This is a genomic window from Biformimicrobium ophioploci (genome assembly GCF_030270605.1).
In the GTDB taxonomy this organism is placed as follows: domain Bacteria; phylum Pseudomonadota; class Gammaproteobacteria; order Pseudomonadales; family Cellvibrionaceae; genus Biformimicrobium; species Biformimicrobium ophioploci.
In genome coordinates this window covers 193,300-215,637 of the sequence record NZ_BSYJ01000002.1, presented here as the reverse complement: position 1 = coordinate 215,637, position 22,338 = coordinate 193,300, and the positions used below count along the sequence as shown (strand labels likewise).

The following is a 22,338-nucleotide window of genomic DNA, read 5'->3' as shown; positions in this document are numbered from 1 at the left end:
ATCGCGCCTGCAATTCTCCTTAGATTCCCCTGGAAAGCCGACCCTGTGCCGCATTTTGACTTCAGCCTGCCCGCGCCGGCCAAACTGAACCTGTTCCTGCATATCCTCGGGCGTCGCCCCGATGGCTACCACGAGCTGCAGACGCTGTTCCAGTTGCTGGATTTTGGCGACGAGATCCGCTTTGCCCGCAGCGACAGCAGTGATATCCGCCTGGAGAGCCCGCTCACGGATGTGCCGCTGGAGCAGAACCTGGTGTATCGCGCAGCGCGACTGCTGCAGGAACACACAGGTCAGAAAAAACCGGGCGCGCAGCTGCAGCTCGTGAAGCGCTTGCCAGCCGGCGGCGGCATTGGCGGCGGCAGCAGTGATGCGGCAACCACCCTGCTGGGGCTCAATAAACTGTGGAATCTTGGCCTGCACCTGGACACCCTCGCAGAGCTGGGGCGCCAGCTGGGGGCGGATGTACCGGTGTTCGTGCGCGGGCGCACGGCCTGGGCGGAAGGTGTCGGCGAGCAGCTACAAGCTGTTGAAATGCCTGAGGATTTCTTCCTGGTGCTGACACCTGGTTGTCACGTGAGCACCCAGGCGGTTTTCACCGATCCGCGTTTGACAAGAGACACGGCCCCCATTACATTAGCGCGCTTCCACGAGGGGCACGGGCACAATGACTGCCAGCCACTGGTGGAAGACCTCTACCCTGAGGTGCGGGAAACCAGGCTCTGGCTCAGCCAGTATGCCCCCGCAAGAATGACCGGCACAGGTGCCAGTGTATTTGCCCGCTTCGACAGCGAGCAGGATGCCAGCCAGGTACTTGCCAGGGCGCCGGATGGACTCAGGGGATTTGTTGCGAGGGGCGTGAATGTTTCGCCCGCGCATTTGTCACTGCAGGCTCAGTGACAAACCTCTACTGGGGTGTAGCCAAGCGGTAAGGCAGCGGGTTTTGATCCCGTCATGCGTAGGTTCGAATCCTACCACCCCAGCCATACATGAAAGGGTCAGAGCTCACGCTCTGACCCTTTTTTATTTCCCGGCTGATTTATGGGGTCAGAGCTCACGCTCTGACCCCAGTTATCTTGGCTCTGACCCCAATCATCCCACGCATCAGTCATGCGGCGTCACTTCCCCCGAATCCGGATTCTCCGGCGGCCGGTGCGGGAACTTGCGCACCATGCCCAGGTGCTGGCGCATCAGCATCTGGATCGGCGAGACGGCAAACAGGCCCGGATACAGCGCACCATATTTTTCCCCGGGGTCGCGCCGGATATTGAAAAAATCCATTCCCGGTAACCCACCGTGCGCGGCTTTGATATGAATCTTGAAGTTCTCGTAACGGATTGCGCCCAGCACATCACCCCCGTAATGGAACATGTAGTTGCGCCTGGAATTGCCCTCACCGAGGAGCAATAACGGTGTCTGGTCAATGCCGTCGGTCACCCGATCACCCGGCACCTTGTCCAGCGCACCGGCCAGCCGCGCCGCGGTAGTGAAAAGGTCCGTGACGTGCAGGAAGTCTTTCGGGTCCTGGTTCGGCTTGATCACCCCCGGCCAATAGGCCATGGCCGGCACCCGCACACCGCCCTCGGTGACATCGCCTTTGGCCCCCTTCAACAGGGTGTAACCGGAGGTCGGATAGAAGGCGTACATGGGTCCATTGTCAGAGATCCACACCACCAGGGTGTTCTCAGCCACACCCGCTTCTTTCAGAGTATCCATTAACTGCTGCACGTGCTTGTTGTGCAGCACCATAAACGAGGCCTGGCGGTTGTTCTTGTCCACACCCGGTGCGTTCAGGAACTCCTTGGATGCAGAAATCTGCAGCGCGTAACTGGCCCAGTAGATGAAGAACGGCTTGTCATCATCGGCCTTGTCTTTTATCCAGCCGCTGATCTGCTTGATCGATTCGTTCTCGAACGCTTCCTGTCGCTCCGGCCCCAGCTTGCCGGCAATACCGGGAATCGGCTTGCGTCCCCTGCCCTTCTGTCCCACATAGCCGGCGACGGAAAGGTCGATGCCGGTCCTGGCCTTGTACTCGGCATAGCCAGGAAAATCCGCAAACGGAAAAGTGCCAGACTTGTCTTCAAAGCTGGCCTGCCAGTAATCCGGCGCGCCGTTAAACAAGCCATAGTAGGCGTAATCGAAACCCTGGTTTTCCGGTGCGTGTTTTTCCAGGTCACCAAGATGCCACTTGCCCCACATGGCGGTGTTGTAGCCGGAGTCGGAGAGGACCTCCGCAACGGTGACCTCTTCCGGGGACAAACCATCTTCCTGCCCCGGCCACAATACTGAAAGCAGGCCGGTACGCACCGGATGACGCCCGGTCATGATAGCGATACGGGTAGGAGTGCAGGAAGGCTCTGCATAGGCAGACCAGAAACGCATGCCCTCAAAGGCCAGCTTATCCAGGGTGGGCGTGGGCGCGCCGCGATGTTTGCCGCCACCCTGCCAGCCGAGCTCACCCCATCCGATATCATCCGTCAGGATGTAAACGATATTGGGGCGCTTGCCGAAACGCTTGCGCAGCTCCGCAAGTTTTTCATCGATCACCTGATCCTGTTTCTGCCACTTGCTGCCGAAGCGTTCCTTGGCCTTGAGGAAAGGGCCGTCCGGTTGCACTTCTGCGTGGGTGGTTGTGCAGCCAAATAGCAGTAAGAAGAAAAAGAATCGTTTGATGGTTTTCATGCGGATTACCCATGGGTTCAGAGCCATAGCTCTGACCCCTATATGTTTCCCGGCAGATTTATGGGGTCAGAACTTTGGTTCTGGCCCCTTTCATCCCAGAGCTCAGAGCTCGCGCTCTGACCCTTTTTTACTTCCCGGCAGATTTGCGGAGTCAGAACTTTGGTTCTGACCCCAATTATCTTGGCTCTGGCCCCTTTCATCGCCATCCATTAAGAAAAACATTTTCATTCAGTTCTTTAGGCAAAATCCGCGTATTGCGACTAATTATTTTCGCCAGGGTTGTATTTTCAAGTTCCTGTAAAGTCTCCCCGCTAAACACTCGCTGATACCAGAATCGGTCACCATCCCTCAGCCTTTCGAACTGGTCGCGGATGATCTGATGGAACAGCGGACCGACAATTGCACCGGGCAACGGATCTTCTGCCAACCCAGCGATCCAGAGATCCACCTGACTCGCGTTGCCGGCGCCATAAACCTGACGTAAAAGGGCGCTCACTTCTGGGTCACTGCTGATATCCTCGTAATCGCTTGCCGGTGCCAACCCGAGTGCAACCCGCACCGCATTGTAGCCAGCCAGTCCATGATCTCTGCCGCGCTGGATGTTCAGCGCTGCAAGGTCAAACCCGCCCTGCCCCGGCAAGCCAAACAGGAAGTTCCTGACGCCGTCCACTACCCTTGTATCGACTGATTGGGCAACCTGTGAAGCAAGCCCCCGCAATAGCGGTTCGATACCCTTTCCCGACTCCGGATTCAGCTCAAAGCGGGTAAAAAATGCATCGCGCAGGCTCAGGTTCCCCTCAGGTATGGATCCACCATTATTTTTCAGCCGCAATAGGTCACTGCCGAGCATACTGTGCCCAAAACGGAAGGCAGCTGTCGAAAACACGTTCGCAATCCCCGGGTCTGTCGACGGTGAATATTGAACATATGGTGCGAGACTGCCCTGCCCCAGCACCGCGGGCAGGAATTCCTTATAGGTAATTACCTGCATCTGCGCACCGACCAACGCGCGTGCATACTGATAGATCTCCTCTCCAGAGAGGCTACTGTCACTTCGACGAATATTCCTTGCCAGGCGGTTATGCTCGCGCACAAACAGCACATGCAGCGCGGTAAGGCCCACCTGTTCATTGGCCCGGATATCCCCGGCCACATAAAAATCTGCATCAGGCCCGCCATCGTTTGGCAGGCCATAGGTGTTGAAAGGGAGCAAGTCGAAGCGACTGGTATCCAGCATGCCCGTACCGTCATTTGTACGTAAAGCAGTGGCACGTACCATATCCGAACCGTAGACCTGGGATGCATCGATAAACGCAGTCACCTCGTTGAGTTGCTGCCTGGGCGTATCCACACTTCCCGTTTCCGGATCGAAAACAGACCGGCGGAACTGGATGGATGCCCCCTGTGGAAATATCGGATCAGCGAGCGGTATGGGAATCGGGACAGCCTCTTCACCTGCAGTTGTCAACGAAAGGTCGTGGTCCAGAAACTGACCCCATTGGAATAACATGCTTGTGTATCCACTGCCGTCCGGCCGCGGCGCAACCTGCTGGCAGAGCGCATTGCTTATTACTCTGGGGGTTGGACGCAAGCTACCGGAAGGCGCACTGACCCCATCGGAATAGGCGGGCGCAACCAGCCGCAGCAGTTTGCCACCGACTGCACCGAATTGTGGTTGAACCAGATTGTTTCCCGTGCCGTCGTAGGACCGGTATTCATCGAGAGAGGTCGCACTGGCATTAATGCCGTTAAAAATTAAAACTGAAGCAAGTAGACAACCTATCCCCGCCTTCATGGCACACAAACTCCCTGTTTTTTGAATTAATGGGGTCAGAACTTTGGTTCTGACCCCTTTCATCCCAGGGGTCAGAGCTTACGCTCTGACCCCAAGCGTTACCCCCGCTTTTTCTTGCGCCGGTAAAGCCCCAGCCCAAGATCCAGCAGCGGTCCGATGCTGCTGAGGCCCGCAAGACCAAGGCTGCTGTCAGTGCTGCCGGAGCCAAACAGGTTACGCACCTGCTGTATGTCCTTATCCAGTTCGGCATAGGCCATATCCCGGATTTGCCGCGCCAGCCGCTCCTCTTCCGAAGGCTGACTCTGGCCGCGCCCTATCAGTACCAGCACCAGGGCAAGCACGAACGCGATTGCGGCAACGCACACGGCCGCCCAGTTTTCGCCAAGCGCGTCTTTCATGGAGAGGTAGGCCGCAAAGGCCAGCATCGCAAGTCCGATCAACGCAAAGATGCCGCCGATCACCATCCACACAGCACGCCGCGCGGACTGCCTTGTCTGCGCTTTCAGCAGCGCCATTTCTGCACGCGCCACCAGCTGTAATTTCATTACGGAATCACTCATCGCAATATCCCCAGCCTAGAGCCTGCCCAACAGGAAGCCGAGTGCGAACACCGCCAGCAGGGTGGTAGGTTTGGTGTTCTGGATGTCCTGCTCAAATTCGTCGTAGGCATTCCTGAGCTGTTTTTTCAGGCGCGCATCGCGCTCACCCAACTCCTCTACAATTTCGTCGACCGCGGATCGCATGTCACTCGCCTTTTCCTGCAGGCGCGCTTTCACATCGGCACTCATGCCCTCGACCGCCGCCTTCGCATCGGCCACGCTGGAAGAACGCGACTTACCCTGCAGCGCCTCCAACTCTGCCCGCAGCTCCTCGATTTCCGCTTTCATTTCTTCTTTCGTTGCCATCTGTTACCTCACTCAGGCTCGGTCAGTGACGCCGGCCCCGGCAGGTGCGCCAGCCAGCGTCAGTATAATTTTGCGACACTTTGCTGCAGCACCCGAATGCTGTGCCTTGGGCTCGGCTTTCAACCAGTTATCCACAACTTGATCCACTACTTCTGGGGGTAATCCGGGGGCCGGTGACCCACGCCTGTGGAAAGCTTAGATGGCACGATCGAACCACAACGGAATTGGAGGCGGCACACGCCGTATTCAGCCCGGTTCGCACCCTTCCCGCGTTGCCCGATCTGCAATTTTTTCCGGCGGCACAATTGGTCGCGAATTCTTGTTGAAAATCCGTCATAATCGCGCCCGACGAGTCCGGGTGGCGGCCAGTTCTTCGCCAACATCGGGCTAAACTCTTTCCTATCAACCAAACCAGCCAGGATCCACCAGTGTCTGACTTAATGGTCTTTACGGGGAATGCCAACCCGGAACTTGCCCAGAAAATTGTTGATCGTCTCGCCATCCCGATCGGGGAGGCAATAGTCAAACGCTTCTCTGACGGTGAAATTGCCGTCGAGATCACCGACAACGTGCGCGGTCGCGATGTATTCGTGGTGCAGTCCACCTGCCAGCCGACCAACCGCAACCTGATGGAACTGATCCTGCTGGTGGACGGCCTGCGCCGTGCCTCCGCGGGCCGCGTCACCGCGGTGGTGCCCTACTTCGGCTATGCGCGCCAGGATCGCCGCGTGCGTTCCCAGCGCGTGCCGATTTCCGCCAAGGTAGTTGCGGACATGATGGTGAGCGTGGGCATCGACCGCGTACTGACCGTGGACCTGCACGCTGAGCAGATCCAGGGCTTCTTCGATGTACCGGTGGATAACGTGTACGGCTCTTCCGTGCTGCTGGACGATATCGAGCGCCAGAGCTACGAGAACCTGGTGGTGGTTTCCCCCGATATCGGCGGTGTTGTGCGCGCCCGCGCCGTGGCCAAGAGCCTGGAATGCGAACTGGCGATCATCGACAAACGTCGCCCGGCCGCCAACGTAGCCGAGGTCATGAATATCATCGGTGATGTGGAAGGTCGCACCTGTCTGCTGGTGGACGACATGGTGGATACCGCCGGCACCCTGTGCAACGCGGCCAAGGCCCTGAAAGATCACGGCGCCACCAAGGTGGTTGCCTACTGTACCCACCCGGTGCTGTCCGGTGCGGCGATCGACAACCTCAACAACTCCGTGATGGACGAGCTGGTGGTCACCGACTCCATCCCGCTGGGCGACAAGCCGGAGCAGTGCGCCAAGATCCGCCAGCTGACCCTGTCTTCCATGCTGGCGGAAGCGGTGCGCCGGATCAGTAATGAAGAATCGCTGAGTGCGATGTTCCGGACTTGAGGACGGATTAATGGGGTCAGAACTTAGGTTCTGACCCCAATAGTCAAGGATTGAAGGAGTCAGAGCGCAAGCTCTGACCCCTGCGGGGATATCGACTTATGGGGTCAGAGCGCTAGCTCTGACCCCTATAATAGAAATGGGGTCAGAGCCAAAGCTCTGACCCCATTCGTCCCAAACCTACAGCGACTTATATGGGCCCACAAATCCCGGACTGCGACAGCGAAACCAATCTCGCCGAGTTCTGGCTGGACAAGTGTCCCGAGCCGGACACGCCACTGCTGGAAGGCAGTGAGCTCGCGGCGTTCAATCGCTCCGTCACAGACCTTTGCGCCAGTGTGGTGGATATCCTGACCCTGCCGGAATCCTTCGCCGCGCAGGAACTCAAGCCCATCATCGAGTCCATCAGCCACCCCACCCCCAAGTTCCGCTTCTTTGCCGATGGCAACCGCGTAAGCGAGGAAGACATTCAGGCGCTGAAGGACCAGCTGGCGCTGGATGACCTCACCGATGACAACCCGGTGACCTACGGCCTGGTGGTGCGCCGCACCAGCCTGCGCCGCTTCCCCGCTGACACCCCGGTGTTCGATGACGACACTGTGCAGATCCTGGACCGCATGCAGGAATCAGCCTTCTTTCCGGGGCAAGGGCTTGCGGTACTGCACCGCAGCGCCGACCAGCACTGGCTGTTTGTGCGCAGCTACAACTACTGCGGCTGGGTGCACCGGCGCTCGGTCGCGGCCTGTACGCGCCAGGACATCGGCGCCTACCGCCACCCGGACCAGGCGCTGGTGGTGACCGGTGCCAAGGCCTTTACCAACTACAACCCGGAAAACCCGCAGACCAGCGAAGTGCAGCTGGACATGGGCGCGCACCTGCCGGAGGCGGACGAAAACACCCTGCCACCGACGCTGCACGGCCAGCATCGCTGCGCCAGCCGCGTGGCATTACTACCCACCATTTCCTGGAAGGGTACGCTGGCACTGGAGCCGGCGCTGATCGCACTGCACCAGGATGTACGCCGCGGCCCACTGCCACTGACCCGGCGCAATGTCCTGACCCAGGCATTCAAGTTCCTGGGCGAACGCTACGGCTGGGGCCACAGCGGCAACAGCCGCGACTGCACCGGTTTTGTCAGCGAGATCTTCCGCAGCTGCGGCGCCATCATGCCGCGCAATTCCGGCCAGCAGGGCGATGCCGAATACGGCATCAATGTGCGCTTTGACAAGGACACCTCCAACGAGGAAAAGCTGGCTGCAATCCGGCAGGCCCTGCCCGGCGACCTGCTCTACCTGCCCGGGCACGTACTGATCCTGCTGGGCGAACACCGCGGCGAGCCCTACGTGATCCACGACCTGTCCACCGCGTTTATCGAACATCGCGACGGTCGCCTGAGCGAGGCACAGATCAATGGCGTGGTGGTGACCCCGCTATTGTCCCTGCATGCGACCGAGGAAGAGAGCTACCTCGATCGCCTCACCTCCATCAAGCGCATCGCCGCGCCCTGAACCCCGCCCCGGAGAACCAGAGTGGATATCCGCGCGATCGACCTCTACCGCCTCGAGGTGCCACTGCACACACCGTTCAAGACGGCGGTACGCGAGGTTAACAGCGCGCAGAGCATCGTGGTCGCGATACATACGGATGACGGCAGTTGTGGCTGGGGCGCGGCGCCGGCCACCGCCAAGGTCACCGGCGAAACGCTGGATACCATTGCGGGGGTGATACGCGACCCGCTCAGCGCGCTGCTGATCGGTCGCCCGCTGGAAGACTTCAATGGCTTGCTGGATACCCTGCACGGCGGCATCGAAGGTAACTACAGTGCCAAGGCAGCACTGGAAATTGCCCTCTACGACCTGCGCGCACGCAGCCTCGGGGTGCCGCTGTACAAACTGTTCGGAGGCGACGGCAGCCCCCTGCAGACAGACCTCACCATCAGCGTGAACCCGCCCAAGAAAATGGTGACGGACGCCAGCCACGCGGTCGCCAATGGCTACCGAATCCTGAAACTGAAAGTGGGCAACGATGTTGCCGAAGACCTGGAGCGCATTACCGCTGTGCACGCGGCGGTGGGCGACGGCATCCAGCTGCGCCTGGACATCAACCAGGGCTGGAGCGCCAAGGAAACGGTGCGCGCGCTGGCGATACTGGAGAAGCGCGACATAGTGCCGGAGCTGCTGGAGCAACCGGTGCCGGCGGAGGATATTGCCGGGCTGCGCTATATCCGCGAGCGGGTCGCGGCGCCGGTAATGGCGGACGAGAGCGTATTCAGCCCCATGCAGACCATCCGCCTGCTGGAACAGGGCGCCGCCGACATCATCAATATCAAGCTGATGAAGGCCGGCGGCCTCAGCCGCGCGCTGCTGATCGCGCAGATCGCCAGGCTCTACGGGGCGGAGTGCATGATGGGCTGCATGCTGGAGACCAGCATCAGCGCCGCCGCTGCAGCCCACCTGACCTCGGCATTCGGGGCAGGCATCCAGAAAATCGATCTGGATGCGCCGGGCCTGTGCCAGTACGACGCGGTCACGGGGGCCACCCGTTTTGACGGACCGTCCATCGAGCTGAATCACAGCCCGGGGCTGGGTATCGAGGGTCCCGGGCATATTCGGGGCCTGACGGCTATCTAAACAAGCTGATGGCTCTTTAATCTGCGCGCCGTTTCCCTTAAAATACGCCGCCGCTCGAAGCGGAGTGCCCGCCAGACCCGTCAGTCTATAGCGATGACCGGTCCCGGCCGCAGCACCACTTCGGGCGTTTTTACTTTTATTCCGGGCAATTCGCGCCTTTACGGCTGCGGCGCCCGGGTTTGAAAAATGCCGGGGCATCCAGGTCGCAGGAAGCTCCGGTCAGACAACCCGAGGTTTTTACCATGTCTGATTTTACTGTTATTGCAAAACTCCGCAGCGATGAAGGGAAAGGTGCGAGCCGCCGCCTGCGTCGCCTGGAAGGTCTGGTTCCGGCTGTCGTTTACGGCGGCAAGGCGGATCCGGTTTCCATCTCCCTCGTGCACAAGGACCTGGTCAAGCAGCTGGAAAACGATGCTTTCTACGCTTCCGTGATCAACCTGGATATCGACGGCAAGACCGAAACCGTGATCCTGCGTGACCTGCAGCGTCACCCGGCCAAGGCTGTGATCCTGCACGCTGACTTCCAGCGCGTATCCGCCAACACCAAGGTACACGTGAAGGTACCGCTGCACTTCATCAACGAAGACGTTTGTGCAGGCGTGAAAGCTGGCGGCGTTGTCCAGCACACCCTGACCGAGCTGGACGTTGTTGCACCGGCCTCCAAGCTGCCTGAGTTCATCGAAGTGGACATGGCTGGCGTTGAGCTGGACGGCAACCTGCACATCTCCGACCTGAAGCTGCCGGAAGGCGTTGAGTCCACCGACCTGTCCCACGACCACGACCTGGTTGTTGCTTCCATCCACAAGCCACGCGCTGCGGTAGAAGCTGAAGCTGAAGGCGAAGAAGCTGCTGAAGGCGAAGAAGGCGGCGAAGAGTAATATTCTCTTTGACCGTAGATAAAGACAGTGTCTAAAGCACCGGAAACGCCGATTCAGTTGATCGTGGGCCTGGGTAACCCCGGCCCCGAGTACGACCGGACCCGGCACAATGCCGGTGCAGACTTTGTCACCGAGCTCGCCCGCCGTTCTGGCGGGCAGCTTTCCCCCGACGCAAAATATTCAGGCCTGACCTGCCGTGTCCGTATCGACGGCCAGGACATACGCCTGCTGATCCCCACCACTTATATGAATCGCAGTGGCCAGTCTGTTGGCGCACTGGCGAACTTCTTCAAGATACCGCCACAGGCAATCCTGGTGGCTCACGACGAGCTGGACCTGGATGCAGGCGTTGCACGGCTGAAAGCCGGCGGCGGCCACGGCGGGCACAACGGCTTGAAGGACATCATTCGCGCATTGGCGAACAGTCGTGATTTCATGCGGCTGCGCCTCGGCATCGGCCACCCGGGCAATGCCCGCGATGTGGTCAACTATGTTTTACAGCGCGCGCCGATTGCGGAGCAGGATGCGCTGGGCGATGCGATAGAAAAGTCGCTCGACACCATGCCTCTCGCCGTAAGCGGTGCCTGGAGTGCAGCCATGAAGCAGCTGCACACCAAATAAACAGGAACAAACCATGGGTTTTACATGTGGCATCGTGGGCCTGCCGAACGTGGGCAAGTCCACCCTTTTCAACGCACTCACCAAAGCCGGCATCGACGCGGAAAATTTCCCGTTCTGCACCATTGAGCCGAACGCCGGTGTGGTACCGGTACCGGACCCGCGCCTCGACAAGCTGGCGGCCATCGTCAACCCGCAGAAAGTGCTGCCCACCACCATGGAGTTCACCGACATTGCCGGCCTCGTGGCGGGCGCCTCCAAGGGCGAGGGCCTGGGCAACAAGTTCCTGGCCAACATCCGCGAGACCGACGCCATCGCGCACGTGGTGCGCTGCTTCGAAAATGACAACGTGATCCACGTGGCCAACAAGGTGGACCCGGCCGCAGACATCGAGGTGATCAACACCGAGCTGGCGCTGGCAGACCTGGACACCGTGGAAAAAGCACAGGCACGCTTCGCCAAGGCGGCCAAGGGCCAGGACAAGCACGCCATCAAGATGAAGGCGCTGATGGAGAAGATCCTGCCACACCTGAACGAGGCCAAGCCGCTGCGTTCCTTCGGCCTGAGCGACGACGAACTGGCGGACCTGAAAGAGCTGACCCTGCTGACGGTGAAGCCGACCATGTACATCGCCAACGTCGATGAGGATGGCTTCGAGGACAACCCGTACCTGTCCACCGTGCGCACCATCGCCAAGAACGAAAACGCGGTGGTAGTGCCGATCTGCAACAAACTCGAGTCCGAGATTTCCGAACTGGACGACGAGGAAAAGCAGGAATTCCTCGAAGACCTGGGCATGGATGAGCCGGGCCTGAACCGCGTAATTCGCGCTGGTTACGAGCTGCTGGGCCTGCACACCTACTTCACCGCGGGCGTGAAGGAAGTACGTGCATGGACCATCCCTGTCGGAGCCACCGCGCCAAAGGCGGCGGGCAAAATCCACACGGATTTCGAGAAGGGCTTTATTCGCGCAGAAGTGATCGGCTACGACCAGTATGTCGAGCACAACGGCGAGCAGGGCGCGAAGGATGCGGGCAAGTGGCGCCTCGAGGGCAAGGATTACATCGTTGCCGATGGCGACGTGATTCACTTCCGCTTCAATGTCTAACACACAGTCATGGCGCCTTGGCTTCGCCCTCGCCATGACCACCGCCCTGATGTGGGGCCTGCTGCCCGTGGCGATGAAGGGCCTGCTGCAGGACATCTCCCCTGCCACGGTGACCTGGTATCGGTTTGTGGGCGCCGGCATTTTCACTATCGCCTGGTACCACTACCGCGGCACCCTGAACCTGCGGCACCTGTTCAGCCGGCCGCTTATTGCCCTCACCTGCATTGCCTCCGCCGGCCTGATCCTGAACTACATCAGCTACGCGCTGGGGCTGCACTTCTCCACACCGGGTGCGGCGCAGGTCACCATCCAGCTGGCACCGCTACTACTGTTACTAGCGAGCGTGATCTGGCTGGGCGAGGATTTCTCCCGGCAACAGGCCATGGGTCTGGTGCTGGTGGTGGCCGGGCTAGTGCTGTTTTTCAACCAGCGCTTCGGTGAAATGCTCTCTGGCAGCAACCCGCGTTACCTGATGGGCGTTGGCCTGATCGTGGTGGCCGCGATTACCTGGGCCACCTACGGCTTTTTCCAGAAGAAACTGCTGAAACATGTGGGCACCCAGGACCTGCTGGCACTGATTTATATCCTCGGCACCTTCGCCTTCCTGCCCATGGCGGAGCCGGCCAGTGTAGTAGGCCTGTCACCGCTGGCCTGGGCCCTGCTGGCATTCCTGACCCTGAATACGATCGTTGCCTATGGTGCCTTTGCCGCGGCGATGCAGGTCTGGGATGCCTCGCGGGTGTCTGCATCGCTGGCGCTGGTGCCGGTGATTACCCTGGTGACGGCGTCGGTGGTGGCGCATTACAGCCCCGACTATATCGAGGTGGAACCACTGAACCTGTGGAGCTGGGTGGGTGCAATGCTGGTGGTTGGCGGGTCATTGGTGACCGCCCTGAGCCGACGCTAAAAATTCCTCAAGTCTTTGATTTGGCGTTAAAAAGAGGGTTGACACGCCGTCCTGCTCTGCCGATAATGCGCGCCCTCGGTTGAGCCAACAGGCGATTCCGGGGGTAGTGTGGCAAGGTAGCTCAGCTGGTTAGAGCGCAGCACTCATAATGCTGAGGTCGGGAGTTCAAGTCTCCCCCTTGCTACCATTTTCCTCTACTGGGGTGTAGCCAAGCGGTAAGGCAGCGGGTTTTGATCCCGTCATGCGTAGGTTCGAATCCTACCACCCCAGCCATATTTGAAAGGGTCAGAGCGCAAGCTCTGACCCTTTTTTATTGCCGATTTCTGGGGTCAGAGCCAAGGCTCTGACCCCAGCAGTGCGTTTTTATTCTTGGGGCCAGAGCTTGCGCTCTGACCCCTACCATTCGTTCTGACCTTTTTCATTTATGGGGTCAGAGCCAAGGCTCTGACCCCAGCCGTGCGGTTCTATTTTTGGGGTCAGAGCATTCGCTCTGACCCCACCTATCATTTGGCGGGCGTTTCACTTTTCTGGCGCGCTTTACCGCATGACTTTTGGGACAGGCATTTTTTTCTTCGTAGCCCGCGACCTGCTTCACATTTTCAGTAGCACCTTTTTTCCTATGTTGAAGCAGCATCACAAGTGCGCCTTCGGCAGTCGTCTTACCAGAGCGAAGTGCTCCAATGGCCCCATCAACGGCCAACAAGAATAAGCAAAACCTGGAGAACTTTTTCATGCATTACCAACTCCGCGCCTTGCGCCGGCTGATAGCCGGGATACTCGCAGGCGGTTTACTCAGCATCGGGAACACCTACGCGATCGAACGCGATATGGGCACAGACTTTTCCAACGTGCCGCAGCGACTCATCGTGCAATATAAAGATACTCAGGCCCGTAACTGGCGCAGCCAGGCCGGCGCATTGTCCTCGCGCGGCGGTGCCGCCATGAACCATGTCCGCGCAATGGGCATGAAGGACCGGCAGGTGTTCCGACTGCAGAGCAGACTTTCCGGCCCTGCGCTGGACTCCCTGATGCGCAGACTGGAATCCGACCCCAACGTACTCAGCGTGCAGGAAGATGCGCTGATGCAACCCACTTACGAACCCAACGACACCTTCTATGCCAACCAGTGGCACTACTATGAGGCCATCGGCGGCATCAACCTGCCAGCAGCCTGGGACAAGCAGACTGGTACAGGTGCGGTCGTGGCGGTTCTGGATACCGGTTACACCAACCACAGCGACCTGGTGGGCAACCTGCTGCCGGGTTACGACTTTATCAATGACACTGCAGTGGCCAACGATGGCGACGGCCGTGACGCAGACCCGAGCGACCCGGGTGACTGGCTGAGCGCGCACGAGTGCGGCCTGTTCAACCCACCGAGCCCGCAGGGCAGTAGCTGGCACGGCACCCATGTCGCCGGCACCGTGTCCGCCGTCACCAACAACAGTAAGGGTGTCGCCGGTGCCGCGTTCGGTGCCATGGTTGTGCCCGTGCGCGTACTGGGCAAGTGTGGTGGCTACCTGTCTGATATCGCCGACGGCATTATCTGGGCTTCCGGTGGCAGTGTTGCCGGCGCACCGGCCAACGCCAACCCGGCGCAGGTGATCAACATGAGCCTTGGTGGCAACGGCGCCTGTGACGCAACCTACCAGAGCGCCATCGACATCGCCGTCGCCAACGGTGCAACCGTGGTTGTGTCCGCGGGTAACAGCAGCGATGAGTCCGCCAACTATCGCCCCGCCAGCTGTAACAATGTGGTGAATGTGGCGGCCAACGACCGCGAAGGTAACCTGGCCTATTACTCCAACTACGGTGCGGTGGATGTGACAGCCCCGGGCGGCGAGGTCAATGTAAACGGTCCGGATGGCGTGGCCTCAACCCTGAACGACGGCTCCCAGGGTCCAGGCGCTGAAAACTATGTGTACTATCAGGGCACCTCGATGGCTGCACCGCACGTTGCCGCCGCTGCCGCCCTGATGTATGCCGCCAACCCTTCAGCCACGCCGGCCGAAATTGAAGCTGCCCTGAAAAGCACCGCGCGCCCCATGCCCGGTGAGTGTGCCGGTGGCTGTGGCGCGGGCATTATCGATGCCAGCGCGGCCATCGATGCTATCGGCGGCTCCGGTGGTGGCAACCTGCCGCCGAACGCAGGCTTCAGCCATGCCGCCAACCTGCTGCAGGTGGACTTCACCGATAGCAGCTCCGACCCGGATGGCAGCATTGTCAGCTGGAGCTGGAATTTCGGCGACGGCAATACCTCCACTGCACAGAACCCGAGCCACACCTACGCGGCCGCCGGCACTTACAACGTAAGCCTGACGGTTACCGATAACGAAGGTGCGACCAACAGCGATGCGCAGTCCGTAAGCGTGAGCGACGGCTCCCCGACTTCCGATGGTTTCACCCAGACCGACCTGAGCTTCGGCCGCAACGAATGGAAGTATTACACCATCGATGTACCGGCCAGCGCCTCACGCCTGGAAGTTTCCACTTCCGGCGGTAGCGGCAACGTGAACCTGTATGTGAAGTTCGGAGCCAACCCGACCAATAAGGACTTTGACTGTAAAGATGGCGGTGGTGGCAACAATGAGTCCTGCACCATCAACTCGCCTACAGCAGGTACCTGGCATATCGGCGTCAAGGCAACCCGCAACGGCGCCAGCGGTGTGCAGCTGGATGCGTACTGGCACAATAACTAGAAGATGGAAGGGGGCAGAGCCTTGGCTCTGACCCTTTTATTTTCTGGCAGATTTCTAGGGTCAGAACTTTCGTTCTGACCCTTTCTATTTCCGGGATCAGAGCATTCGTTTTGGCCCTTTCTATTTCCGGGGTCAGAGCATTCGCTCTGACCCCACTTATCGACCCTCGGGGTCAGAGCGGAAGCTCTGACCCCTTTTATCACAGCACCGAACTGGACAGCTTCACATCCGCACGCGACCAGAGTTTATCGAAGCGGTTTTCCACGTCTGCGGCTTCCGCATTTTTATCCTGGCCTCTCAGCGCCAGTGCCAACCCTTTCAGCGACCAGCCGTTGCGCGGGTATTGCTCCAGGTCCTTGCGGTATACCGCCTCCGCTTTTTCAAAAGCCCCTTTCTGCAACAGCGCGTGCCCCAGCGACTGGCGGCTGGGGTAATACCAGAATGGCGGCTCCATGTAAGGAAGCGCATCCTGTAGCGCCACAGCCTTTTCAAGTGCAGCGATCGCTTCGTCCCAGTTTTCTTCAGCCTGCGCCAACTCCCCCTGCGCCAACAACTGGGCGATCGAAAGAATCTGGCTAGCAGGATAGTCATTGCCGTCGAGGAAATAGATCGCGTCATTTTCCATCAGCGGTTGCATCGCTTCGATCTCGGCCCGGGCCGCGTCCAGTTTCCCCTGACGGGACAGCGCTACCGCGCGCGCATATCGCCATATTGCATTAGAATACTCCAGCGCTTCCGGTGGCTGCGGTCGCGACAGGATATCGTCCCAGCGCGCGAAGCGAACCAGCGACAGCAACGGAATAGTCTGGAAGAACTCGACCGCCGGATATTGCTCGATCTGCTCCATACGAACATTGGCCGCCACCTTTTCCCCGGCTTCTATCGCAACCTCACTGCGCCCTTCCATGGAGGCCGAAGCCCACAGGAAATGGATATTGTGCGGGTAGTAGAGCGCCGGGTAGAAACCCTGGGCGTTGCACTGGGCGATGTAATCTTCGTCGACCCTGGCCGCACGCACATTTGCTTCCGAAGCATCGTGGTAACGCCCTACCCGCCAGTAGATATGCGCGGGCATATGCACCAGATGCCCGGAACCAGGCACAAGGTCTGCCAGCGTGTCGGCCGCAGCTTCAGCACGCTCTGGCCTTGAAGACGCCTCCACGGCGTGGATGTACAGATGCAGGGAAAGCGGGTGACGTGGATTGCGTGCGATGACGTTTTCCAGTGTAAGAATCACTTCCGCGGTTTCGGGTTTCGGGTTTTCCCCATCGAGCCAGTAGTCCCACGGCATGGTGTTCATTAACGCCTCGGCAAACATGGCCTGTGCGTTGTCGTCATCCGGGTATTTAGCCGCGAGCTCCCGCATTGCCGCCGCATAGGCGCGATCCAGCGGGTCGCGGTCCGTCTCGATATCACCGTTGTACCGTACTGTCTGCGCCGCGATGTAATCGCGCTCCTTTGCCGTTGCGCTACTTGCCAGTTCCTGCGCCCTGGTGATGGCCTTGTGCGCGCGCACGCGGTCATCCGGCTGCATCACGGCCTTCCCTTTGGAGGTCACATTGATATTGGGGCCGGTCGCCATGGCCTCACCCCAGAAACACATGGCACAGTTGGGATCGAGGCGCTGTGCGGCCTGGAATGCGCGCACGGATTCTGCGTGGTTGAAACCGGCCGCCATAATCATGCCCTGGTCGAAGTAACGCTGGGCCGCCGGATCAGATGTCGTAATGGGATGGGTAAAGTTTCCAAGGCCGTCCAACAGCGGCGCCTTGGCGCGTGCCAGAAGGTCAGCATCGACTTTCATTTTCTCCGATGCAGCCGTGGATGATTCGGCAGCTGAGACTTCGCTGTCTGGTACGGTTGCAGGCTTACTTTCCGAGGTGTCGCGGCCACAACCGCCGAGGAGTACTACGGGCACAACGAGCAGAAAGATTACTTTCTTCATAACGCGCTCCGCTATTTTCTTTAGATTTATTTTTTCGCCAGGCTTGACCGGGAAGTGAGTACGGCCAACCAAACAGCAGTCTAGCGGAATTATTAAAAATAAAAAAAGGAAACCATCGTACTATCGGGGCAGAGCGTAGACACTTTAGGGGTCAGAGCTTTCGCTCTGACCCCAACCATCAACTTATGTGAACTTAGGGGGTCAGAGCCAAAGCTCTGACCCCACGCATCTCACCAGTGCCAGTACGGACGGCCAATCCGCCCCCAGCGATGCCAGTTCAGCGCCGCATCGCGCTGCATGCGCGCGGTATCTCGCTCCATGCGGGCGACCTTTTCCTGCTGTGCGATCGCACGATACTGCTGGTACTCCGACGGGGTTCCGACATAGGCACAATTACAACCGGCTGCATCCGCGAACACGTAAACCATCTTGCCGTCCCGACTGTGCGGCACCAGCTGCCGTTGCGGTAACGCATTCAAATGCGCCTGCTTTTCCGACGAGTTGGCGTACTTGATGTTGAAGCCCGCTGCGGAGAGTTTGTTCTGCGTGGCACTGCTGCCAGTGCTGCTGCAGCCGGCCAGCATGGCTAGAAGCGCACCTATCAGGCTCAGTGAAAAAATTCTTAGCATCGGCTTTACCTCTGGTCTTACTTCTGGGGTCAGAGCCAAGGCTCTGACCCGATATATTTAAGGGGTCAGAGCATGCGCTCTGACCCCAAGAGTCGGATTAAAGGGGTCAGAGCTAACGCTCTGACCCCAAGCGTAATTCCTACCAGCGCCAATAGGGCCTGCCCCACCAGCCATAACGCCACCGGTAGGCGGCATCGCGATTAGCCCGGGCCGCATCACGCTGCATGCGCGCGACTTTTTCCTGCTGGGTCAGCGCCTGGTAGCGCTGGTAGTCCGCTTCGTTGCCAATGAAATAGCAGTTGCAGTGCTCCACATCGGCAAACACAAACTTCAGCTTGCCGCGACTCTGCTGCGGTACCACCTGCTGTTGCGGCAGGCCCCTGGCATAGCTCTGGCGGCTGGAAGAATCCGCGATCATCATGTGAAAGCCCGCCGCGGACAGGCGCTGCTGGGTAGACATGAACTTCTGCTGGGAAACACCCGCGCAGCCTGACAGCACGAGCGGCAACGCTACTGCCAAGGCGAGGGCCGCCCCTGTTGCAATCCGCATTTCAATTTCCGAAACGAGTAAACCTGCAGAAAGTCTAGACGATTGTGGCGCCAGCATATTTTTCCTATACGCACTGGCCCACGCCCAGAGTGACCGGCACGCCACTTATCCGATCACCTGCCGCGCTTTACCCCTGCACAATTTACAGGCAATATTTCCGGCCCAATAAGAAACCCGCTGCAGTATTTTCTTATGCGTATCGCGTCCTGGCTGGTGGCACTTTGCCTGTTGCTGGCCTTCTCCACCATCGTGGCCAGTGCGCTGCCGGACTGGGCAGACATTGAGCGCCTGTGGCCGATGTTCGGCCTCGGCACCTTCGGTGCAGTGATCGCGAACTCCAGTGGCGTTGGTGGCGGTGTGGTGTTTGTGCCGGCTTTTAACTACTTCCAGGAAAACGGCGTGCTCGCACTCTCCGCTGCGCAGATCATCGCCGCGAGCTTCCTGATCCAGTGCTTCGGTATGACCACCGGCACCACCCGCTGGCTGTCCAAGGTGCATCGCGAAGGCACCGCGGCCACCGGCATCAGCCTGCCAGATTTCTTCAAGATGACCAGCCTGGTGGGAGCCCTGTCCGTACCGGCCATGTTGCTGACCCAGTTCTCAGGCGCTGCGGACAGCCCCTGGGTGTTGTGGCTGTTCAAATGCTTCTCCATTGCCCTCGGGGCGCTGCTGCTGGCAACCACCCTGCTCAGCCGCCGCGCGCCGCAATCGCCGCGTACACAAATCACACCCGGCGACTGGCTGGCACTCAGCCTGCTATCGATAGGCGGCGGCATAGCTACGGCTTATTTTTCGGTTGGCGTGGGTGAGCTGGTGGCGCTGTACCTGTTTGTACGCAATTTTTCCCTGGCGACCTGCGCAGCAGTCGCAGTGTCGGTATCCGCACTGGCCGTCCTGTGTGGCAGCGTCTATCACCTGTTGCATACCGACATCCCCTGGACGCTGCTGTGCTTTGCGATTCCGGGTGCGGTATTAGGGGCGAGCCTGGCAAGGCCGATCGCGCTATGGCTGGGCGCGTTTCGGTTGAAGGTTGTGGCCGGGGTGTGGATCCTGGCGAGCAGCAGCTACCTGCTACTGGCGGCGTCCGTCAGCAACTAGTTGCGAAATAGAGGGAAGTTCAAGCAGGAAGGGAGGCAACCGGCTGCGGGGGAAGCACAGCCGGATGAAGTGCCGGCAACCTCAGCAGGTTGCCGGCAGGCGCCGTAATCAGGCAGTGGCCATTTTGCGACCCAGCATCGGCAGCTGGTTCAGGGAAACCAGGTGCGTGTAGATCGGGCCCAGCAGGCCACGCTTGCGCATATCACCGAAGGTCTCGTCGTCGAGCTCGTTCAGCTTCTTCTCGTCAATGACGTAGATACCGTTGATGCCGATCTTCTCGCCCTTCACCTCAAAGCTCAGGTTGCGCTCTTCCAGCAGGCCCTTGTCCACCACAAACTTGGTGAATGCCTGGGTCATGCGCTCATTTTCCAGGTGTGCCAGCAGGTACTCCTTGCGCGCCTTCAGATACTCGGTCTCTTCGCCGTCTTCGGAGAACAGGGCCTCACCTTCGTTCTCTGAGAAGATTTCGGAGCCTTCATTGATCGCGACCATGAACTGCTCTTCCTCGCCCTCCGCCTGACGCGGGATCAGGACGAACGGGTAGTTTCCAGCACAGCGCGGAACGTAGCCGCCGGTCCAGCCGTCGTCGGAGATGAACAGGTTTTCACCGGTCTTCAGGCCGGTCACTGCGACAACGCGGAACTCACCAGTCTCGGAGTGCTTTACGAACACGATCGGCATTTCAGTTGCTACACGGGAGAACTCCGCTACAACGACCGGCAACAGGTGCTGCTTGTCGATGTGGCCCAGGTAGGGCTTCTGCACCACGCGCAGCTTGCCGTGCTTTTCCTTGTTCAGGGGAGCGATTGTCTCAGTCATTTTTACCTCGATAGTCTCGATAGTTATTCTTGTAACAAGGCGTCCGATTATCCTGTTATGCAGCAAAAAGGGAAGGCGCAGCACAAGGTTTTTTGGCGTTATCTGCCCAAAAAACCGTCCGGTCGTCAGGCTGCCGCCGTTTTCTATATCTTCTGCAGGCCGTGCGTCCGGATTCGCTCGATCAGCGCCCGGTGCGGCAACAGCCGCTCGAGCGCCATTTCTGCGCGTTTATTCAGCGCCTCGCCCGCAGCCCGGGCAGCTGCGGCGTGCGGGAAACGATGCCCTGCGCCTCCAATCTCTGTTGGAAAGTGCATGCCATAAAGCACGTACTGGTAGTTATCCAGGTTGAAGATGTCGAACTTCCCGGGGAAGTCGTACTGATTGGGTACCCGCTGCTGCCAGGCTTCCAGCTGCTCTACCAGCGATGGCGGCGCGCTGGCCGGATCGCGGTTATCTTTCCAGAATGCGGTATCTTCGCGGTCCGAGATGAAATAATGCAGCTTGATAAAGTCGACGACCCGCTCCCACGCATTCTGCACAACCGCATTAAACCGGCCTGACGCCGGGCCGAGGCCGTCGCGCACCACAGGCAGCAACTCGGCCAGCAACTGGGAAGTCACGTCGTAGACCAGGATGCCGGTGGCCTCCAGTGGCTCGACGAACCCCTGGGACAGGCCGATAGCCACACAATTCTTGTCCCAGAAACGCTCCCGGTGACCGATACGCATGGGAATCCGGCGCACCGCAAGCTCACCCCGCTCATCTCCGACATAGCGGCGCAACAGTGTTTCAGCCTCGTCGTGCGCGCTGTGCGCGGAAGAATAGACATGCCCTACCCCGCGCCGCCCGGTCAGGCCAATATCCCAGATCCAGCCATGATCCACTGCGGTAGAACGGGTGCTGCAGGGAATCGGTGTGTCCGCCGATGGGTACGGCACCTGCACCGCCAGCGCCGTGTCCGCAAACAGCTGGTGCCCCTTGTCCACAAAGCCGACTTTCATGGCATCACCGAGCAGCAACGCGCGGAAGCCGGTGCAGTCCACAAACAGATCCGCCTGCAGGTAACCGGCACGATCTGTCTGTACACCATCGATAAAACCCGCCGGGTCCTTTTCCACACCGGTGACATTCGCGCGCAACAGCTTTACGCCCAGTTTTTCGGTGGCGTGGCGCATCAGGAAATCGGCGAACTTGCCCGCATCCAGGTGGTAGGCGTAATTACTGACGCCGGCGTATTCCGGCTGGGTCATCAGCTTGGGTCCCAGGCCCGCATCACAGACCCGTCCCTGGATAGAGACACTGTCGACAAACGAGCGCCCCTGCGAGTCGAGTAACCAGTAGGGCACCGGGTCCGGCGCAGAACGCGGAATCAGGTCGAAGATATGGTGGTAATAATTCTCGCCACTGCCGCGCGGTTTCATCCAGTCAACAAAGCGAATGCCCTGCTTGAAGGTCACATCGCACTCGCGGATAAAATCGGTCTCACTGATGCCCAGATTTCGCAGGGATTCGCGGATAAGGGGCACGGTGCCCTCACCGACGCCAATGGTGGGAATATCCGGTGATTCCACCAGGGTTACCTGCAGGCCTCCATCTGCCGCATTACCCACACGCGCGAGATGGCAGGCCGCCAGCCATCCGGCGGTACCACCGCCGACGACCAGTACGTGATTGAGTGGTTTATCGGGCGCCATGTTTTGCTCCAACC

At 59.5% G+C, this 22,338-nt stretch carries 20 protein-coding genes and 3 tRNA genes; 13 read left to right on the top strand and 10 right to left on the bottom strand.

The genetic code is table 11. The annotated features are described in order from the left end of the window. The first annotated feature begins 45 nt into the window (after window positions 1–45). Both ispE and QSJ80_RS04390 read left to right on the top strand, forming a co-directional pair. Window positions 46–897 carry a 4-(cytidine 5'-diphospho)-2-C-methyl-D-erythritol kinase gene (gene ispE, locus QSJ80_RS04395; RefSeq protein WP_285763087.1) on the top strand — a complete coding sequence of 284 codons (852 nt, stop codon included), beginning with the start codon at window positions 46–48 and terminating at the stop codon, window positions 895–897. 11 nt (window positions 898–908) lie between these two features. Next, a tRNA-Gln gene (locus QSJ80_RS04390) sits at window positions 909–983 on the top strand. A gap of 118 nt (window positions 984–1,101) precedes the next feature. Here the strand turns inward: QSJ80_RS04390 and QSJ80_RS04385 are convergent. From QSJ80_RS04385 to QSJ80_RS04370, 4 genes are all read right to left on the bottom strand, one after another. Next, entirely contained in the window at window positions 1,102–2,679 is a 1,578-nt protein-coding gene (locus tag QSJ80_RS04385; RefSeq protein WP_285763086.1) for a sulfatase-like hydrolase/transferase, read from the bottom strand. Window positions 2,680–2,875: 196 nt separating this feature from the next. Continuing rightward, window positions 2,876–4,537, bottom strand: a complete 1,662-nt coding sequence (locus tag QSJ80_RS04380) for a peroxidase family protein (RefSeq protein ID WP_285763085.1) — start codon at window positions 4,535–4,537, stop codon at window positions 2,876–2,878. A 35-nt stretch (window positions 4,538–4,572) separates the two neighbouring features. Beyond that, window positions 4,573–5,034: a phage holin family protein gene (locus QSJ80_RS04375; protein WP_285763084.1), complete on the bottom strand. Its 462-nt coding sequence runs from the start codon at window positions 5,032–5,034 to the stop codon at window positions 4,573–4,575. 15 nt (window positions 5,035–5,049) lie between these two features. Beyond that, window positions 5,050–5,379, bottom strand: coding sequence for a hypothetical protein (locus QSJ80_RS04370; protein WP_285763082.1), 330 nt, complete (start codon window positions 5,377–5,379; stop codon window positions 5,050–5,052). A 440-nt stretch (window positions 5,380–5,819) separates the two neighbouring features. Here QSJ80_RS04370 and QSJ80_RS04365 point away from each other — a divergent pair, with 440 nt between their 5' ends. The 9 genes from QSJ80_RS04365 (at window position 5,820) to QSJ80_RS04325 (ending at window position 13,163) form a co-directional block, all read left to right on the top strand. Then, the gene (locus tag QSJ80_RS04365; RefSeq protein ID WP_285763648.1) at window positions 5,820–6,752 is read left to right on the top strand and encodes a ribose-phosphate pyrophosphokinase; all 933 of its coding nucleotides are present in this window, start codon (window positions 5,820–5,822) and stop codon (window positions 6,750–6,752) included. A gap of 191 nt (window positions 6,753–6,943) precedes the next feature. Next, the gene (locus tag QSJ80_RS04360) at window positions 6,944–8,257 is read left to right on the top strand and encodes an SH3 domain-containing protein (protein WP_285763081.1); all 1,314 of its coding nucleotides are present in this window, start codon (window positions 6,944–6,946) and stop codon (window positions 8,255–8,257) included. Window positions 8,258–8,278: 21 nt separating this feature from the next. Continuing rightward, window positions 8,279–9,379, top strand: coding sequence for a dipeptide epimerase (locus QSJ80_RS04355; RefSeq protein WP_285763080.1), 1,101 nt, complete (start codon window positions 8,279–8,281; stop codon window positions 9,377–9,379). Window positions 9,380–9,621: 242 nt separating this feature from the next. Further along, entirely contained in the window at window positions 9,622–10,257 is a 636-nt protein-coding gene (locus tag QSJ80_RS04350; RefSeq protein ID WP_285763079.1) for a 50S ribosomal protein L25/general stress protein Ctc, read from the top strand. Between the two features lie 27 nt (window positions 10,258–10,284). Then, complete coding sequence (pth, locus tag QSJ80_RS04345; protein WP_285763078.1) at window positions 10,285–10,878, top strand: aminoacyl-tRNA hydrolase; 594 nt, start codon at window positions 10,285–10,287, stop codon at window positions 10,876–10,878. A 13-nt stretch (window positions 10,879–10,891) separates the two neighbouring features. Then, window positions 10,892–11,983: a redox-regulated ATPase YchF gene (ychF, locus tag QSJ80_RS04340; protein WP_285763077.1), complete on the top strand. Its 1,092-nt coding sequence runs from the start codon at window positions 10,892–10,894 to the stop codon at window positions 11,981–11,983. Next, window positions 11,976–12,890, top strand: a complete 915-nt coding sequence (locus QSJ80_RS04335; RefSeq protein WP_285763075.1) for a DMT family transporter — start codon at window positions 11,976–11,978, stop codon at window positions 12,888–12,890. Before ychF ends, QSJ80_RS04335 begins: the two co-directional genes overlap by 8 nt. Before the next feature lie 110 nt (window positions 12,891–13,000). Beyond that, window positions 13,001–13,077, top strand: a tRNA-Met gene (locus QSJ80_RS04330). Window positions 13,078–13,088: 11 nt separating this feature from the next. After that, window positions 13,089–13,163 (top strand) — tRNA-Gln (locus QSJ80_RS04325). Between the two features lie 157 nt (window positions 13,164–13,320). On the opposite strand, the gene QSJ80_RS04320 is transcribed toward QSJ80_RS04325, so the two are convergent. After that, a complete protein-coding gene (locus tag QSJ80_RS04320; protein ID WP_285763074.1) occupies window positions 13,321–13,623 on the bottom strand; it encodes a hypothetical protein in 303 nt (100 codons plus the stop codon). Between QSJ80_RS04320 and QSJ80_RS04315 the strand changes: the two genes are divergently transcribed. Further along, window positions 13,622–15,589 (top strand): S8 family serine peptidase, encoded by a 1,968-nt coding sequence (locus tag QSJ80_RS04315; RefSeq protein ID WP_285763073.1) that lies wholly within the window; start codon window positions 13,622–13,624, stop codon window positions 15,587–15,589. The two genes, QSJ80_RS04320 and QSJ80_RS04315, sit on opposite strands and share 2 nt — an antisense overlap. Before the next feature lie 199 nt (window positions 15,590–15,788). Here QSJ80_RS04315 and QSJ80_RS04310 read toward each other — a convergent pair whose 3' ends face one another. From QSJ80_RS04310 to QSJ80_RS04300, 3 genes are all read right to left on the bottom strand, one after another. Then, window positions 15,789–17,534, bottom strand: a complete 1,746-nt coding sequence (locus tag QSJ80_RS04310; protein WP_285763072.1) for a tetratricopeptide repeat protein — start codon at window positions 17,532–17,534, stop codon at window positions 15,789–15,791. A 230-nt stretch (window positions 17,535–17,764) separates the two neighbouring features. Beyond that, window positions 17,765–18,163 carry a hypothetical protein gene (locus QSJ80_RS04305; RefSeq protein WP_285763071.1) on the bottom strand — a complete coding sequence of 133 codons (399 nt, stop codon included), beginning with the start codon at window positions 18,161–18,163 and terminating at the stop codon, window positions 17,765–17,767. 139 nt (window positions 18,164–18,302) lie between these two features. Next, complete coding sequence (locus tag QSJ80_RS04300) at window positions 18,303–18,713, bottom strand: hypothetical protein (RefSeq protein WP_285763070.1); 411 nt, start codon at window positions 18,711–18,713, stop codon at window positions 18,303–18,305. 192 nt (window positions 18,714–18,905) lie between these two features. Here QSJ80_RS04300 and QSJ80_RS04295 point away from each other — a divergent pair, with 192 nt between their 5' ends. After that, window positions 18,906–19,811, top strand: coding sequence for a sulfite exporter TauE/SafE family protein (locus QSJ80_RS04295; protein ID WP_285763069.1), 906 nt, complete (start codon window positions 18,906–18,908; stop codon window positions 19,809–19,811). A gap of 108 nt (window positions 19,812–19,919) precedes the next feature. On the opposite strand, the gene QSJ80_RS04290 is transcribed toward QSJ80_RS04295, so the two are convergent. Together QSJ80_RS04290 and QSJ80_RS04285 are read right to left on the bottom strand one after the other, a co-directional pair. Then, on the bottom strand, window positions 19,920–20,630 hold the full coding sequence (locus tag QSJ80_RS04290) for a SapC family protein (RefSeq protein WP_285763068.1): 711 nt from the start codon (window positions 20,628–20,630) through the stop codon (window positions 19,920–19,922). Between the two features lie 143 nt (window positions 20,631–20,773). Further along, complete coding sequence (locus tag QSJ80_RS04285) at window positions 20,774–22,324, bottom strand: tryptophan halogenase family protein (RefSeq protein ID WP_285763067.1); 1,551 nt, start codon at window positions 22,322–22,324, stop codon at window positions 20,774–20,776. Window positions 22,325–22,338: the final 14 nt, after the last annotated feature.

What these genes read in the sequence shown, in the direction of transcription:
- QSJ80_RS04385 (WP_285763086.1), bottom strand. Translation starts at nt 2,679, where the DNA reads ATGAAAACCATCAAACGATTCTTTTTCTTCTTACTGCTATTTGGCTGC.
- QSJ80_RS04380 (WP_285763085.1), bottom strand. Translation starts at nt 4,537, where the DNA reads ATGAAAGGGGTCAGAACCAAAGTTCTGACCCCATTAATTCAAAAAACA.
- QSJ80_RS04375 (WP_285763084.1), bottom strand. Translation starts at nt 5,034, where the DNA reads ATGAGTGATTCCGTAATGAAATTACAGCTGGTGGCGCGTGCAGAAATG.
- QSJ80_RS04370 (WP_285763082.1), bottom strand. Translation starts at nt 5,379, where the DNA reads ATGGCAACGAAAGAAGAAATGAAAGCGGAAATCGAGGAGCTGCGGGCA.
- QSJ80_RS04365 (WP_285763648.1), top strand. Translation starts at nt 5,820, where the DNA reads ATGGTCTTTACGGGGAATGCCAACCCGGAACTTGCCCAGAAAATTGTT.
- QSJ80_RS04360 (WP_285763081.1), top strand. Translation starts at nt 6,944, where the DNA reads ATGGGCCCACAAATCCCGGACTGCGACAGCGAAACCAATCTCGCCGAG.
- QSJ80_RS04350 (WP_285763079.1), top strand. Translation starts at nt 9,622, where the DNA reads ATGTCTGATTTTACTGTTATTGCAAAACTCCGCAGCGATGAAGGGAAA.
- ychF (WP_285763077.1), top strand. Translation starts at nt 10,892, where the DNA reads ATGGGTTTTACATGTGGCATCGTGGGCCTGCCGAACGTGGGCAAGTCC.
- QSJ80_RS04335 (WP_285763075.1), top strand. Translation starts at nt 11,976, where the DNA reads ATGTCTAACACACAGTCATGGCGCCTTGGCTTCGCCCTCGCCATGACC.
- QSJ80_RS04315 (WP_285763073.1), top strand. Translation starts at nt 13,622, where the DNA reads ATGCATTACCAACTCCGCGCCTTGCGCCGGCTGATAGCCGGGATACTC.
- QSJ80_RS04320 (WP_285763074.1), bottom strand. Translation starts at nt 13,623, where the DNA reads ATGAAAAAGTTCTCCAGGTTTTGCTTATTCTTGTTGGCCGTTGATGGG.
- QSJ80_RS04310 (WP_285763072.1), bottom strand. Translation starts at nt 17,534, where the DNA reads ATGAAGAAAGTAATCTTTCTGCTCGTTGTGCCCGTAGTACTCCTCGGC.
- QSJ80_RS04305 (WP_285763071.1), bottom strand. Translation starts at nt 18,163, where the DNA reads ATGCTAAGAATTTTTTCACTGAGCCTGATAGGTGCGCTTCTAGCCATG.
- QSJ80_RS04300 (WP_285763070.1), bottom strand. Translation starts at nt 18,713, where the DNA reads ATGCGGATTGCAACAGGGGCGGCCCTCGCCTTGGCAGTAGCGTTGCCG.
- QSJ80_RS04295 (WP_285763069.1), top strand. Translation starts at nt 18,906, where the DNA reads ATGCGTATCGCGTCCTGGCTGGTGGCACTTTGCCTGTTGCTGGCCTTC.
- QSJ80_RS04290 (WP_285763068.1), bottom strand. Translation starts at nt 20,630, where the DNA reads ATGACTGAGACAATCGCTCCCCTGAACAAGGAAAAGCACGGCAAGCTG.
- QSJ80_RS04285 (WP_285763067.1), bottom strand. Translation starts at nt 22,324, where the DNA reads ATGGCGCCCGATAAACCACTCAATCACGTACTGGTCGTCGGCGGTGGT.